Here is a 14,275-nt window from a genome sequence, read left to right on the forward strand (position 1 = left end):
ACATAACCACATAAACACATAACCACTTATAACCCAAATCCCGCAATCCCCTCCCCCCATTTCCCCCCACCGCCAAAGCCCCCCCTTTTTTCTCTTGACAGTCTTCGCGGCTTTGCATAAAACCATAAGCGATAACAATGTTATTCATTCAAAAATACCTTTGGGTCTTTTTCTTTTTTTATTCCATTTTTTCGAATTGTTAAACATAAAAACAGGTCGAAACGCCATTTCCCGCGGGAATCAAAAAGGATGTCGGTTTTGAAGGGAGCGCCAGACCTCAACCCTTGTAACGCATTATTTTTTCCTGCCATTGCCGTGACGGGTCAATTTAATGGATTGGACAAGCAGTAACGATGGTAGATGCATTTAATCCGGATATTCACGATCGTCTCGAAAAAGCCGTGCTGGAGGTTTTTTCCAAATCGGATTTTCACAAGGCCAGCATCCGGGACGTCGCCAAGAAGGCGGGGGTCAGCTTCACGACCATCTACAAGCATTACGGCAGCAAGGAGCGGCTTGTCTTCGCCTTTGTCGACGTCTGGCTGGGCAAACTGACCGACCGGATCGTCGACCATCTCCAGGGGATCGAGGATCTCAAGGAAAAGCTCCGGAAGGTCTTCTGGCTGCAGCTCGATTACTACGAGCGCCACACGGGGCTGGGGCGGATCCTTTTCATGACCCTGCCCATGAAGACCTGGATGGCGGACGAGACCTTCCAGCAGCGGAAGATGATCGACCTCCTCGTCGACGTGCTTCGCCAGGGACAGCAGGAAGGCATCCTCAATCCCCACGTCAAGGCCGGGGTCCTCCTCGACTTCATCATGGGCTTTGTCCAGCGCACCTTTTTCATGTGGATCCTTCGCGGACAGAAGGAGAGCCTGTCGGAACAGGCCAACACCCTTTTCGAGATGGTATGGCGGGGCATAACCAATCCCGATATCAAAGAGAAAGCGTGAGCAGGGTCCCCGTCTCGAGGGCGTCCGCCCGCGCTTCGCTTCTTAAAAACGCCCCTGGGGCGAAAACGGTTAACCTTAATTGATTCAGGAGGAAGGCATGAAGATACTCAAAATCGATCACCTGGGCATCGCCGTCAACAGCATCGACGACGGCAAAAATTTCTGGTCGGAGGTTCTCGGGCTGAAATTCGAGGGCGCCGAGACGGTGGCGGAACAGAAGGTTACCACGGCCTTCTTCCCGGTGGGCGAGAGCGAGGTGGAGCTTCTGGAGTCGACGTCTCCGGACGGCCCCGTGGCCAAGTTCATCGAAAAGAAGGGGCAGGGCTTTCAGCATGTGGCCTTTCGCGTGGAAAACATCGAGGAGGCCCTTGCGGAGTTGAAGGAAAAAGGCATTCAGCTGATCGACCAGAAGCCGAGAATCGGCGCCGGCGGGGCGAAGATCGCCTTTCTGCATCCCAAGGCCACCGGCGGCGTGCTGGTGGAGCTGTGCCAGAGAGACTAACCTGAACCGTCAACCCCGAAGGAGCGTCACATGTCAGAACATCCGAACAAAAAGAAATGGGAAGAAATCGCCAGTAAGCAGATGAAGGGCAAATCCCCCGACACCCTCGACTGGATGACCCCCGAAGGCATCAAGGTCAAGGCCCTCTACACCGCCGAGGATATCGAAGGGCTGGAGTGCGTCAACACCCTGCCGGGCCTGGCCCCTTACGTCCGGGGTCCCATGGCCACCATGTACGCCGGCCGCCCTTGGACCATCCGCCAGTACGCCGGCTTCTCCACGGCCAAGGAGTCCAACGCCTTCTACCGCAGGGCCCTGGCCGCCGGCCAGAAGGGCCTCTCCGTCGCCTTCGACCTGGCCACCCACCGGGGCTATGACTCGGACCACCCCCGGGTCTCCGGCGACATCGGCAAGGCCGGGGTCGCCATCGACTCCGTCGAGGACATGAAGATCCTCTTCGACGGCATCCCCCTCGACCAGATGTCCGTCTCCATGACCATGAACGGCGCGGTCATCCCCATCCTGGCCGGGTACATCGTCGCGGCCGAGGAGCAGGGGGTCAAGCACGAGCAGCTCACGGGAACGATCCAGAACGACATTCTCAAGGAGTACCTGACCCGGAACACCTACATCTACCCGCCCGAGCCCTCCATGCGGATCATCTCCGACATCATGGCCTTCTGCTCCAGGGAGATGCCCAAGTACAACACCATCAGCATCAGCGGATACCACATCATGGAGGCCGGCGCCAACAGCGTCCTCCAGACCGCCTTCACCCTGGCCGACGGCGTCGAGTACGTCCGGGCGGCCATCAAGAGCGGCATGGACGTGGACACCTTCGCCCCGCGCCTCTCCTTCTTCTTCGGCATCGGCATGAACTTCTTCATGGACATCGCCATGCTGCGGGCGGCCCGGTTCCTGTGGCACCGGCTCATGAGCCAGTTCAACCCGAAGAACGCCAAGTCCTCCATGCTGCGAACCCACTGCCAGACCTCGGGCTGGAGCCTCACGGAGCAGGATCCCTACAACAACATCATCCGGACCACGCTGGAGGCCCTGTCGGCGGTCCTGGGCGGGACCCAGTCCCTCCACACCAACTCCTTTGACGAGGCCATCGGGCTGCCCACCGACTTCTCGGCCCGCATCGCCCGAAACACCCAGATCGTCATCCAGGACGAATCCCAGATCTGCCACGTCATCGACCCCCTGGGCGGCTCCTACTATGTCGAGGCCCTCACCGACAGCATCGTGAAGGAAGCCCAGAAGATCATCGACGAGATCGAGGAACTGGGCGGCATGGCCAAGGCCATCGAGTCGGGCATGCCCAAGATGCGCATCGAGGAATCGGCGGCCCGCAAGCAGGCCCGCATCGACCAGGGCCTCGACGTCATCGTGGGCGTCAATAAATACAAGCTCCCCGACGAGAAGATCGACTTCGAGGTCCGTGAGGTTCCGGCCTCCGTGCGCGACGAGCAGGTGGCCCGCATCAACGAGATCAAGGCCACCCGCGACAAGGCCGCCGTGGAGAAGGCCCTGGCCGACCTGACCCGGGCGGCTGAAAGCGGCGGAAACCTCCTGGAGGCGGCCCTGCCGGCGGTCCGTGCCCGGGCCACCGTGGGCGAGATCTCCGACGCCATGGAAAAGGTCTTCGGCCGGTTTGTCGCCACCACCCGCTGCATCTCGGGGGCCTATGCCTCTGAGTACACCCGGAACGCCGACGTCATCGAGGGTCTTCGCAAACGGACCGAGGCCTTCCTCGAAAAGCAGGGCCGCCGTCCCCGGATGCTCGTCACCAAGATGGGCCAGGACGGCCACGACCGCGGCATCAAGGTGGTGGCCAGCGCCTATGCCGACCTCGGCTTCGACGTCGACATCAGCCCCATGTTCCAGACCCCTGAAGAGGCGGCCAAGATGGCCATTGAAAACGACGTCCACGTGGTGGGAGCCTCCAGCCTGGCCGCCGGCCACAAGGCCCTGGTGCCGGCCCTCATCGAGGAGCTCAAAAAGGCGGGCGGCGAGGAGATCATGGTCATCGCGGGCGGGGTCATCCCCCCGGGCGACTATGACTTCCTTTACAACGCCGGCGTCAAGGCCGTCTTCGGCCCCGGCACCCCCATCACCGACTCGGCAAACAAAGTGCTGACAATGCTCGAAGAAAAGTATATGAAGTGATGCTGATGGCTGAATGAAGGCTGAAGGCTGAAGGGGTGACCCGGCCTTCAGCCCGGGGCCGGGGCGGAAATGCATACGTCCCCGGCCCTTGATCACCTGAACACTTAATCACTTAACCACCTTTTTTTATGTTCAAAGATCCCGAATACTACGTCCAGGGCGTGCTGGACCGGAACCGATTGATGCTGGCCCGGACCATCACCCTCGTCGAAAGCACCCTGCCGGCCCACCAGGAACTGGCCCGGGCCGTCATCGACCGGCTCCTGCCCCACACCGGAAACGCCGTCCGGCTCGGCATCACCGGGGTGCCCGGGGCCGGCAAGAGCACCTTCATCGAAAGCTTCGGCACCCGCCTAACCGACAAGGGCCACCGGGTGGCGGTGCTGGCGGTCGACCCCAGCAGCACCCGCAGCGGCGGGAGCATCCTGGGGGACAAGACCCGAATGGAGAAGCTCGCCGTCAACGACAACGCCTTCATCCGCCCCTCCCCCTCGGGCGGGACCCTGGGCGGCGTGGCCCGCAAGACCCGGGAGACCATGCTCGTATGCGAAGCCGCCGGGTTCGACGTGGTCATCATCGAAACCGTGGGCGTCGGCCAGTCGGAGACCACCGTCGCCTCCATGGTCGATTTCTTCCTGGTGCTGATGATCGCGGGCGCCGGCGACGAGCTCCAGGGCATCAAGAAGGGGGTCCTGGAGGTGGCCGACGCCATCGCCATCAACAAGGCGGACGGCGACAACGTCATGCGCGCGGAGATGGCCCGGAAGGAATACCAGGCCGCCCTGCACCTGCTGATGCCCGGCAGCCCCAACTGGTCTCCCCCCGTCCTCACCTGCAGCGCCCTGACCCTGGACGGCGTGGACAAGATCTGGGAGACCGTCCTGGACCACCGGGACAAGCTGACCCGGAGCGGCGAGCTGGCGGCCCTCCGGAAAAAGCAGGCCCTGGACTGGATGGCCTTCCTCTTGGACGAGGGTCTCCGGGGATGGTTCTTCGGCGACCCCGAGGTCAAGGCCGCCCTGCCGCGCTTGCGAAAGGACGTGGAGAACGGCATCCTCTCCCCCACCGCAGCCGCCGCGGAACTGCTCGGGCGGTTGAAATGAAAAAAAGTGGTTAAGTGGTTAAGTGGTTAAGTGGTTAAAGCCGAGGGCCAAAGCCCTCGGCCCCCTAAACACCTAAACACCTAATCACTTAATCACTTAATCACCTAAACACCTGAAACCCGGCCGAAGGCCCGTACCTTCAGCCTTCAGCCTTCAGACTTCAGTCTGGCCGAAGGCCCCCCGCCTCCGGCTCAAATAAACGATGAAAGGATGGGAAGATGGGTAATGTTGCAGACAAGATTCAGGATCTCAAGGATCGGAAGGCCAGGATTCTGCAGATGGGCGGCGAAAAGGCCGTGGCCAAGCACAAGGAGAAGGGCAAGCTGACCGCTCGGGAGCGGCTGGATCTCTTCTTCGACAAGGAAACCTTCCGGGAGGTGGACGCTTTCGTGATCCACCGGTGCGGCAATTTCGGCATGGAGAAGGTCGAGATCCCGTCCGACGGCGTGGTGACCGGCTACGGCAAGGTGGACGGCCGGACGGTCTTCGCCTTTGCCCAGGATTTCACCGCCCGGGCCGGCAGCCTGGGGGAGATGCACGCCAAGAAGATCTGCAAGGTCATGGACATGGCCCTGAAGGCCGGCGCGCCCTTCGTGGGATTCAACGACTCGGGCGGCGCCCGGATCCAGGAGGGGGTCGACGCCCTGTCGGGCTTCGGTCAGATATTCTACCGCAACTCCATATCCTCCGGCGTCATCCCCCAGATCTCGGCCATCATGGGCACCACCGCCGGCGGCGCGGTCTACTCCCCGGCCATGACCGACTATATCTTCATGGTCAAGAACACCAGCTTCATGTTCATCACCGGGCCCCAGGTCATCAAGGCGGTCACCGGCGAGGAGATCAGCTTCGAGGACCTGGGCGGCGCCAGCGCCCACAACGAGAAGAGCGGCGTCTCCCACTTCGCCTGCGAGTCCGAGGAGGACGCCATCGACAAGATCAAGAAGCTCCTCTCCTTCCTCCCGTCCAACAACATGGAGGATCCGCCCATCGTCGACACCGGCGACCGACCCGACCGCATGGACCCGGCCCTGGACACCCTCATCCCGGACAACCCCAACCAGTCCTACGACATGCGGACCGTGATCGCCGCCATCGTGGACAGCGGCGACTTTTTCGAGCCCCACGAGCTCTACGCCCCCAACATCCTCATCGGGTTCGCGAGGCTGAACGGGCGGACCATCGGCATCATCGCCAACCAGCCGGCCTACATGGGCGGGGCTCTGGACATCAACGCCTCGGACAAGGCATCCCGGTTCATCCGCTTCTGCGACGCCTTCAACATCCCCATGCTGACCATCGCCGACGTGCCCGGCTACCTGCCCGGGTCCGACCAGGAATGGGGCGGCATCATCCGCCACGGCGCCAAGCTGCTCTGGACCTATTCCGAGGCCACCGTGCCCAAGCTGCTCCTGGTCACCCGCAAGGACTACGGCGGATCGTATCTCGCCATGTGCTCCAAGGATCTGGGGGCCGACATGGCCTTTGCCTGGCCCACGGCCGAAATCGCGGTCATGGGCGCGGCCGGTGCGGCCAACATCATCCACGCCCGCGAGATCAAGGCCGCCGAGGACCCCGGGGCCAAGCGCAAGGAAAAGATCCAGGAATACGAAGACCTCTTCTCCAACCCCTACCGCGCGGCGGAGCGGGGCTACATCGACGACGTCATCATCCCCAGCGAGACCCGGCCCCGGCTCATCGACGCCCTGGAGGCCCTCTGCGGCAAGCGGGAACTCCGGCCGCCCAAGAAACACGGCAACATCCCGCTGTAGTCCCCGACCCGGGACACGAGGCCGAGGATGACCCGAAACCGAAACGAAGGAGTCGGCATGAAAGAGAACGACACGAACAGGAAAAAAATCACCGCCGCCCTGTCGGCCGTAGCGGCCTATATCAAGAGCGGCGAGGAAATGGCGGCCATGCAGGGGCCCCCGGCCGAAGCACCCCCGGCGCCGGAAAAGCCGGCCCCGATGCCTTCCCTCTGGGGCGTCGGCGGCCGCCAGGACATCATGCAGATGCGCAACCTGATGCAGATGAAGGCCTTTCACGTAAAAAGAGGCTGAAGGCCGAAGGGATTTAGGCTGAAGGGAAAGGACGGAACACCGTAACCCCCCGCCCTTCAGTCCGCAGCCAGCAGCCGACAGTCCAACGCCTATAAAAACAGGCTGAAGGCCCAAAGCCCCGGCTCTTCGATCCGCGACGGCAGGCACTTGACCGCCTGACCCCCTGACACGCAGCATCGAGCCGGAGGCCCGGTCTTCAGGCGATACACCTTTCATAACGGGAGAATACACATGAGCGACCAAGTCAAGATGACCGAAATGAATTACAGCCCCGACCGACCCAAGGCGGAGAACCCCATCAAGATCATGGACCTGTCCCTCCGCGACGGACACCAGTCCCTCTTCGCCACCCGCGGCCGCACCGAGGACATGATCCCCGTGGCCGAACTCATGGACGAAGTCGGCTTCTGGGCGGTGGAGACCTGGGGCGGGGCCACCTTCGACACCATGCACCGGTTCCTGAACGAGGACCCGTGGCAGCGGCTCCGGACCCTGAAGCGCTACTTCAAGAAGACCCCCTTCTCCATGCTGCTCCGGGCCCAGAACCTGGTGGGCTACCGGAACTACGCCGATGATCTGGCCGAGGCCTTCGTGGAGCGAACCGCCGAGAACGGCATGGACATCTTCCGGACCTTCGACGCCCTCAACGACTACCGCAACTTCGAAACGGTGGTGAAGGGGATCAAGAAGGCCGGCAAGCATTTCCAGGGCTGCATCTGCTACACCATGACCGAGCCCCGCCTGGGCGGCGAGATCTACAACCTCGACTACTACGTCAACAAGGCCAAGGATCTGGAGGCCATGGGCGCCGACTCCATCTGCATCAAGGACATGGCCGGCCTCATCGCCCCCTACGACGCCTACAACCTGATCAAGGCCCTCAAGGCGGCCGTCAAGCCGCCCATCCACCTTCACAGCCACTTCACCTCGGGCATGTCGCCCATGAGCCACCTGAAGGCCATCGAGGCGGGGGTGGACATCATCGACACCTGCATGACGCCCTATGCCTACCGCACCTCCCACGCCGCGGTGGAGCCCCTGGTCATGGCCCTTCTGGGCACCAACCGCGACACCGGGTTCGACATCAAGAAACTGGCCCGGATCAACGAGATCCTCGAGAAGGAGGTCATGCCCAAGTACAAGCACCTCCTGGACGACAGCAAGGTCTCCGTCATCGACATCAACGTGCTGCTCCATCAGACGCCGGGCGGCATGCTCTCCAACCTGGTCAACCAGCTCCGGGAGATGGACGCCCTCGACAAGATCGACCAGGTCTACAAGGAGCTGCCCAGGGTCCGCAAGGAGCTGGGCGCCATTCCGCTGGTCACCCCCACCAGCCAGATCGTGGGCATCCAGACCGTCAACAACGTCCTCTTCGACGACGAGAACGAGCGGTACAAGATGATCACGGCCCAGGTCAAGGACCTCTGCTACGGCCTCTACGGCAAGACGGCCATCCCCATCGATCCCGAGGTTCAGAAGAAGGCGCTCAAGGGCTATTCCCGGGGCGAGGAGCCCATCACCTGCCGCCCGGCCGAGGTGCTGGAGCCCGAGCTGGAAAAGGCCCGTGAGGAGATCGGGGACCTGGCCAAGGACATCGACGACGTGATCCTCTACGCCATCTACCCGGTCACCGGCAGGAAGTTCCTCAAGTGGAAATACGGCGTCGAGGCCCCGCCCAAAGAGGTGCTCCCGCGAACCATTGAGGACGTGAAGAAGGATGAGGAGCTGATCAAAAAGGCCAAGGCCGGACTCCTGGTGGAGAAGGCCCCGGCCAAGGATGTGCCCGAGAAGGGCGAGGCTACGCGGAAGTTCAACGTCTTCGTGGACGGCGACTACTTCGCGGTGGAGGTGGACGAACCCGGCGGGGCCCCGATCATCGCCTACCAGGCCCCGGCTCAGGCCGCTCCCGCAACCCCTGCCGCGCCCGCGGCACCGGCGGCACCCACAGCCCCCGGAAGACCGGCGCCCGCCGCGCCGGCCCCACCCGTGAAACCGACGCCTGCCGCGCCGGCAGCCCCGAAGGCCGCGGCCCCGGCGCCTGCACCCGCGGCCCCGGCACCCGCTGCGGACGCCTCCGGCACGCCGCTCACCGCCCCCATGCCCGGCATGATCGTCTCCTATGCCAAGAAGGTGGGCGACGCCGTCAAGAAGGGCGACACCGTGGTGATCCTGGAGGCCATGAAGATGGAAAACGCCCTGCCGGCGCCCTGCGACGGCACTGTCAAGGCCGTCAATTTCTCCAGCGGCGACTCGGTGGCCAAGGGCGCGGTCCTCTGCGTGATCGGCTGACGTTCCTCAAGCAATGTCCGGGGCGACCGGCCGCGCTGCCGGCGCCCCGCCCTCTACCCAACCCGACAGACAAGAAAGCAGGGAGATCATGAAGATCCACGAATATCAAGCCAAGGAATTGTTCAGAAAACACGGCGTCGCGGTGCCCGAGGGCGGCGTCGCCTTCAGCGTCGACGAAGCCAGGGCCGTGGCGGACAAGCTCGGCCGGTTTCCGGTGGTGGTCAAGGCCCAGATCCATGCCGGCGGCAGGGGCAAGGGCGGCGGCGTCAAGGTCGCCAAGGACGCGGGGGAATTCGACGCCTATGCCAACCAGATCCTGGGGATGACCCTGGTCACCAAGCAGACCGGCCCCGAGGGCAAGCGCGTCAAGAAGCTCCTCATCGAGGAGGGCCTCAACATCGCCAAGGAGCTCTACCTCAGCATCCTGCCCGACCGGAGCACGGCCAAGATGGTCATCATGGCCAGCGAGGCCGGCGGCATGGACATCGAGGAGGTGGCCGAAAAAACCCCCGAGAAGATCATCAAGGTCTTCGTGGATCCCCTGCTGGGCCTCATGCCCTATCATCTCAGGTCCGCCGCCTTCGGGCTCAACATCCCGGCCGAGGCCATGAAATCCTTCACGACCCTGTTGAAAAACCTCTATCACATGGCGGTGAACTACGACTGCTCCATGGTGGAGATCAACCCCCTGGTCCTGACGGCGGAAAACACCGTCATCGCCCTTGACGCCAAGGTCGACTTCGACGACAACGCCCTCTACCGCCACAAGGACGTCGTCGAGTATCGCGACCTGGACGAGGAGGACCCCACCGAGGTCGAAGCCTCCAGGTATCAGCTCAACTACATCCACCTCGGCGGCGGCGGCAACGTCGGCAACATGGTCAACGGCGCCGGTCTGGCCATGGCGACCATGGACTGCATCAAGTTCGCCGGCGGCAAACCGGTCAACTTTCTGGACGTGGGCGGCGGCGCCAGCGCGGAGCAGATCGAGAACGGCTTCCGCATCCTCCAGGGAGACCCCAACGTCAAGGCCATCCTCATCAACATCTTCGGCGGCATCCTGCGGTGCGACCGTCTGGCCAACGGCGTGGTTCAGGCCGCCCGCAAGGTCGGCATGCGCGTTCCGGTCATCATCCGCATGGAGGGCACCAACCTGGAGGAAGGCCGGAAGATCCTTGCGGATTCGGGCCTCTCGCTGATCAACGCGACGGATCTCAAGGACGCCGCCCGAAAGCTGACAGAAGTCATCCAGTAACGCAACCACCACCGTAAGCCAGTGAGGACACCACAGTGAGCATACTCGTCAATAAAGACACGAAACTTTTGGTACAGGGGATCACGGGAAAGGAAGGCCAGTTCCACACCCGCGCGTGCATCGAATACGGGACGAAGGTCGTGGCCGGCGTGACGCCGGGCAAGGGCGGCATGATGATGGACGACGTCCCGGTGTTCAACTCCGTCAGGGAGGCCGTGGTCAGGACCGGCGCCAACGCCGGCATGATCTTCGTGCCGCCCCCCTTTGCGGCGGACGCCATCATGGAGGCCGTCGACGCCGAGCTCCCCCTCATCGTCTGCATCACCGAGGGCATTCCGGTCATGGACATGCTGAAGGTCAAGAACTACATCAAGGGCAAACCCGTCCGCCTCATCGGCCCCAACTGCCCCGGCATCATCACGCCGGGCGAGTGCAAGATCGGCATCATGCCCGGCAAGATCCACATGCCCGGGAAGATCGGGGTGGTCTCCCGCTCCGGGACCCTGACCTATGAAGCGGTCCATGCCCTCACCCTGGCGGGCCTCGGCCAGACCACGTGCATCGGCATCGGCGGCGATCCGGTGAACGGCACCAACTTCATCGACTGCCTGAGCCGTTTCCAGGAGGACGACGCCACCGAGGGCATTGTCATGATCGGTGAAATCGGCGGCAGCGCCGAGGAGGACGCCGCCGACTACATCAAGGCCAACGTCACCAAGCCGGTGGTCGGCTTCATCGCCGGACTCACCGCGCCTCCGGGCCGCCGCATGGGCCACGCCGGCGCCATCATCAGCGGCAGCAGCGGCACGGGCCAGAGCAAGGTCGCGGCCATGAAGGCCAACGGCATCACCGTCTGCGAGAACCTCGCCTACCTCAAGGACGTCTGCGCCGAAACCTTCAAGTAACCCTCCCCCGTCCCCCCCTCCCCGCCCCCCGACGGCGGGGAGACGGCGGCCGGAGGGCGGAGCCCAGGGGTCGGAGGACAGAGGTCAGCGGTCGGACCCCCATCCCCCTGATCATATAATCACTAAAAACCTTAAAACTCTAACACCCTAACACCTTTTATGCACGAAATGGGCATCGCCATGCAGATTGCGGAGATCGCCGCTGCCGCCATTCCGGCGGACATGGCCGGGAAGCGCGTGGAGCGGGTGCGCCTGCGCGTGGGCAGGCTGTCGGCGGTGGTCCCCGCGAGCCTCAGGTTCTGCTTCGACGTGGTCGCCCGGGACACCCCGCTGGCGAACGCCGTTCTCGACATCGAGGAGATTCCCGTCACCGCGGTCTGCGACGACTGCGGACACCAATGGACCGCCGACCAGCCGCACTTCATCTGCCCCCGCTGCAACGGGGGCGCCGTCCGGATCCTCTCCGGCCGGGAGTTGGAGGTGACGGCGATAGAGATAGAAGAATAGGCTGAAGGCTGAAGACTGAAGGCTGAAGGAAAAACAGGGCAAGGGGGAGGGGTGGTGGTTAGGGTTTTAGGGTTTTAGAGTTTTAGAGTTTTATGGTTTTATGTGATTATGTGATTATGTGATTATGTGATTGGGTGGATGGCGGTGCGGCTGAAGGGTATAAAGGTACCGTGCGTCGCGAACGCACCCCTTCAGTCTTCAGCCTTCAGCCTTCTTTTCCCTCACCCTCTCCCTGATCCAGTCCACCCAGGGATCGAGGCCGTCGCCGGTTCTGGCCGAGAGTTCGAATACCGGCATGCCGGGGTGGACCTCGTGGATATAGCCCACGGCCGCCTCCCGGTCGTAGTCGAGATAGGGGAGGAGGTCCGTCTTGTTGAGGACGGCGGCGTCGCACTCCCGGAACATGAGGGGATACTTGACGGGTTTGTCCTCCCCCTCGGTGACGCTGAGCACCACGGCCCGGGCGTTTTCGCCGATGTCGAACTCCGCGGGGCAGACCAGGTTCCCCACGTTCTCCACGATCAAAAGATCCAGAGCCGAAAGGTCGAGATCCTCCGCGGCCTTCTCGATGACATGGGCCGCCAGGTGGCAGTCCCCGCCAAAGGCGTCCGTGTTGACCTGAACGACGGGAACGCCGGTCACGGCCAGCCGGTCCGCGTCATTCGCCGTGCAGATGTCCCCCACGATCACGCCGCAGCGGATGCCGGGCATGAGGCGCGCGATGGTCTTTTCCAGAAGGGTCGTCTTCCCGGATCCCGGGGAACTCATGACGTTGAGAACGAACACGTTGTTGTCGGCGAACCGTTCCCGGTTCCGAAGCGCGTTGGCGTCGTTGACCCCCAACACCTTGCGAACGATTTTGATTTCCATGGCAGCATCCTGTGGCGGCCCTTTGGGCCGGGGTTCATATACATTTGTTCAAAACATCATCCAGTTCCCGGATGGCACCACTGTAAAAATGGTCGGTGTCGGGGATGACGGTGCATCGGGCGTCGGGGTTCCATGCGGCGGTCATCCGCTGCACGCGGTCTGCCGCCGCAAAGTCGTCGTCGTCGCCCACCACCACCAGATCCAGGCAGGGGATGGGGCCCACATCCCCGAAATCGAGGAAGTTGACGGGGGGCGACACCATGATCATGCGGTGGAGGTCTGGGCAACCGATTCGGGCGTTCACCCAGGCCCCGAAGGAATAGCCGGCCAGATCGAAGCGGCGGACCCCTTTTTCAGCGAGGAAGGCCAGGGCGGCTAAAACGTCCTCCCGCTCTCCGACCCCGTTGTCGTGGGTCCCCTCGCTTCGGCCCGTTCCCCGGAAATCGAACCGGAGGGTGGCGAACCCCTTTCGCTGGTAGGCCAGCACCAGGGCCTCCACCACAACGTTGTGCATGTCCCCGCCGTAGAGGGGATGGGGATGGGTGACCACCGCCCCCTTCTCGCCCCCGGGGTGAAAAAGCCCTGCCAGCTGCATTCCGCCGCACGTGAAAAAGATTCTCTTTTCCATGATACACCTCCAGGATACAGGAATCAGGCCGGCCGTTTTTTCCGCCGCCTGCGCCGGGATTTGGGTGCGGGCTTGCGCGGCTTCCGGAGGGCGGTCAGCACCGCCAGGATCTCCTCGCCAAAGGCCTCCCGCTGCCACGTTTTCAGTTCGTCGACGGCTGAAAGGGCCGCCGCGTCGCGGGGGTGGGTCACGGCCAGTACCGTGAGAAGCGATTTGTTCAGGATCAGGGTGGGGTCGATGTCAAGGTCCGCCGCCTTTTGATCCCGCCAGGTCTTGAGGGCCTTGACCCTTTCGGGGACCCGGGGCGACAGGGTCGGGGATTTCGTGTGGGGGTAGTCGGGCAGCGCCTCCTCGGGCAGTTCCATGGCCTCGCGGACCCGCTCCACCACTGCATGGCCGTACATCTCCAGCTGCTTCCGGCTGAGCCCGCCGGCCCGCTCCAGCTTTGCCGCCGAGGTGGGCCGGACCTTGACGATCTTCATGATGCTGTCGTTGCCGAACACCTTGAAAAGAGGCCGGTCCTTCTTTTCGGCGATCTCCCGCCGAAGCCGGAGCACGGCCTCGAGTACGGCCAGGTTCCGGGGGTGAAGCCGGCCGGCGCCCTTGAACCGGAGAAAGAGGGGCTCCCCGTTCTCGGGCAGAGACCGGACCTGGGTGAGCAGACGGCACTCCTCCTCCACCCACTGCAGGCGGTCCTTTTCCCGGAGGGCTGCGGTCAGGCGCTCGGCCAGGGGGATGAGATAGCGGGTGTCCGATGCGGCATAGGCGAGCATCTCCGGCGGCAGGGGCCGCCTGGACCAGTTTTTCTTCTGAAACTTCTTGTCGAGGCGGACGCCGAACTGGCTGCGGATGACGGCCTCCAGGCCGCTCTCCTGAAACCCCAGGAACCGACAGGCGATCTGGGTGTCGAAGAGGTTTTCGATCTCGATGCCGAAGTCCCGGTGAAGGGATCGGACGTCGTAGTCCGCCCCGTGAAAAATCTTGCGGACGCCGGGATCCGCGAAAATGGGCCGGAGGCCCGA

The 14,275-nt window shown here is 63.1% G+C and carries 13 protein-coding genes; 10 read left to right on the forward strand and 3 right to left on the reverse strand.

The features are described 5' to 3' along the window. Nucleotides 1-353: 353 nt before the first annotated feature. The 10 genes from AB7S84_RS12555 to AB7S84_RS12600 all read left to right on the forward strand — a co-directional run bounded on the left by AB7S84_RS12555 (nucleotide 354) and on the right by AB7S84_RS12600 (nucleotide 11,755). Nucleotides 354-956 (forward strand): TetR/AcrR family transcriptional regulator, encoded by a 603-nt coding sequence (locus tag AB7S84_RS12555; RefSeq protein ID WP_428154795.1) that lies wholly within the window; start codon nucleotides 354-356, stop codon nucleotides 954-956. A 97-nt stretch (nucleotides 957-1,053) separates the two neighbouring features. Further along, on the forward strand, nucleotides 1,054-1,458 hold the full coding sequence (gene mce, locus AB7S84_RS12560; RefSeq protein WP_020876062.1) for a methylmalonyl-CoA epimerase: 405 nt from the start codon (nucleotides 1,054-1,056) through the stop codon (nucleotides 1,456-1,458). A gap of 30 nt (nucleotides 1,459-1,488) precedes the next feature. Next, complete coding sequence (gene scpA / locus AB7S84_RS12565) at nucleotides 1,489-3,630, forward strand: methylmalonyl-CoA mutase (RefSeq protein WP_020876063.1); 2,142 nt, start codon at nucleotides 1,489-1,491, stop codon at nucleotides 3,628-3,630. A gap of 128 nt (nucleotides 3,631-3,758) precedes the next feature. After that, a complete protein-coding gene (gene meaB / locus AB7S84_RS12570; protein WP_020876064.1) occupies nucleotides 3,759-4,733 on the forward strand; it encodes a methylmalonyl Co-A mutase-associated GTPase MeaB in 975 nt (324 codons plus the stop codon). A gap of 218 nt (nucleotides 4,734-4,951) precedes the next feature. Continuing rightward, nucleotides 4,952-6,505, forward strand: coding sequence for an acyl-CoA carboxylase subunit beta (locus tag AB7S84_RS12575; RefSeq protein WP_020876065.1), 1,554 nt, complete (start codon nucleotides 4,952-4,954; stop codon nucleotides 6,503-6,505). A gap of 57 nt (nucleotides 6,506-6,562) precedes the next feature. Continuing rightward, entirely contained in the window at nucleotides 6,563-6,796 is a 234-nt protein-coding gene (locus tag AB7S84_RS12580; protein WP_020876066.1) for a hypothetical protein, read from the forward strand. Nucleotides 6,797-7,027: 231 nt separating this feature from the next. Next, complete coding sequence (locus tag AB7S84_RS12585) at nucleotides 7,028-9,088, forward strand: pyruvate carboxylase subunit B (RefSeq protein ID WP_020876067.1); 2,061 nt, start codon at nucleotides 7,028-7,030, stop codon at nucleotides 9,086-9,088. Between the two features lie 88 nt (nucleotides 9,089-9,176). Continuing rightward, complete coding sequence (sucC, locus tag AB7S84_RS12590; protein WP_428154799.1) at nucleotides 9,177-10,343, forward strand: ADP-forming succinate--CoA ligase subunit beta; 1,167 nt, start codon at nucleotides 9,177-9,179, stop codon at nucleotides 10,341-10,343. Nucleotides 10,344-10,378: 35 nt separating this feature from the next. Beyond that, nucleotides 10,379-11,248 carry a succinate--CoA ligase subunit alpha gene (gene sucD, locus AB7S84_RS12595; RefSeq protein WP_020876069.1) on the forward strand — a complete coding sequence of 290 codons (870 nt, stop codon included), beginning with the start codon at nucleotides 10,379-10,381 and terminating at the stop codon, nucleotides 11,246-11,248. A 168-nt stretch (nucleotides 11,249-11,416) separates the two neighbouring features. Continuing rightward, nucleotides 11,417-11,755, forward strand: a complete 339-nt coding sequence (locus AB7S84_RS12600) for a hydrogenase maturation nickel metallochaperone HypA (protein WP_428154807.1) — start codon at nucleotides 11,417-11,419, stop codon at nucleotides 11,753-11,755. Between the two features lie 198 nt (nucleotides 11,756-11,953). Here the strand turns inward: AB7S84_RS12600 and hypB are convergent, their stop codons facing one another. From hypB to AB7S84_RS12615, 3 genes are all read right to left on the reverse strand, one after another. Next, entirely contained in the window at nucleotides 11,954-12,625 is a 672-nt protein-coding gene (gene hypB, locus AB7S84_RS12605) for a hydrogenase nickel incorporation protein HypB (RefSeq protein WP_428154802.1), read from the reverse strand. A gap of 34 nt (nucleotides 12,626-12,659) precedes the next feature. Beyond that, on the reverse strand, nucleotides 12,660-13,253 hold the full coding sequence (locus AB7S84_RS12610) for an alpha/beta hydrolase (RefSeq protein WP_020878105.1): 594 nt from the start codon (nucleotides 13,251-13,253) through the stop codon (nucleotides 12,660-12,662). Between the two features lie 23 nt (nucleotides 13,254-13,276). Beyond that, the coding region (locus tag AB7S84_RS12615) for a ribonuclease D (protein ID WP_428154805.1) at nucleotides 13,277-14,275 on the reverse strand (999 nt) is incomplete at its 5' end.

It is taken from the genome of Desulfococcus sp. (assembly GCF_050178255.1).
GTDB classification, from domain to species: Bacteria; Desulfobacterota; Desulfobacteria; order Desulfobacterales; family Desulfococcaceae; genus Desulfococcus; species Desulfococcus multivorans.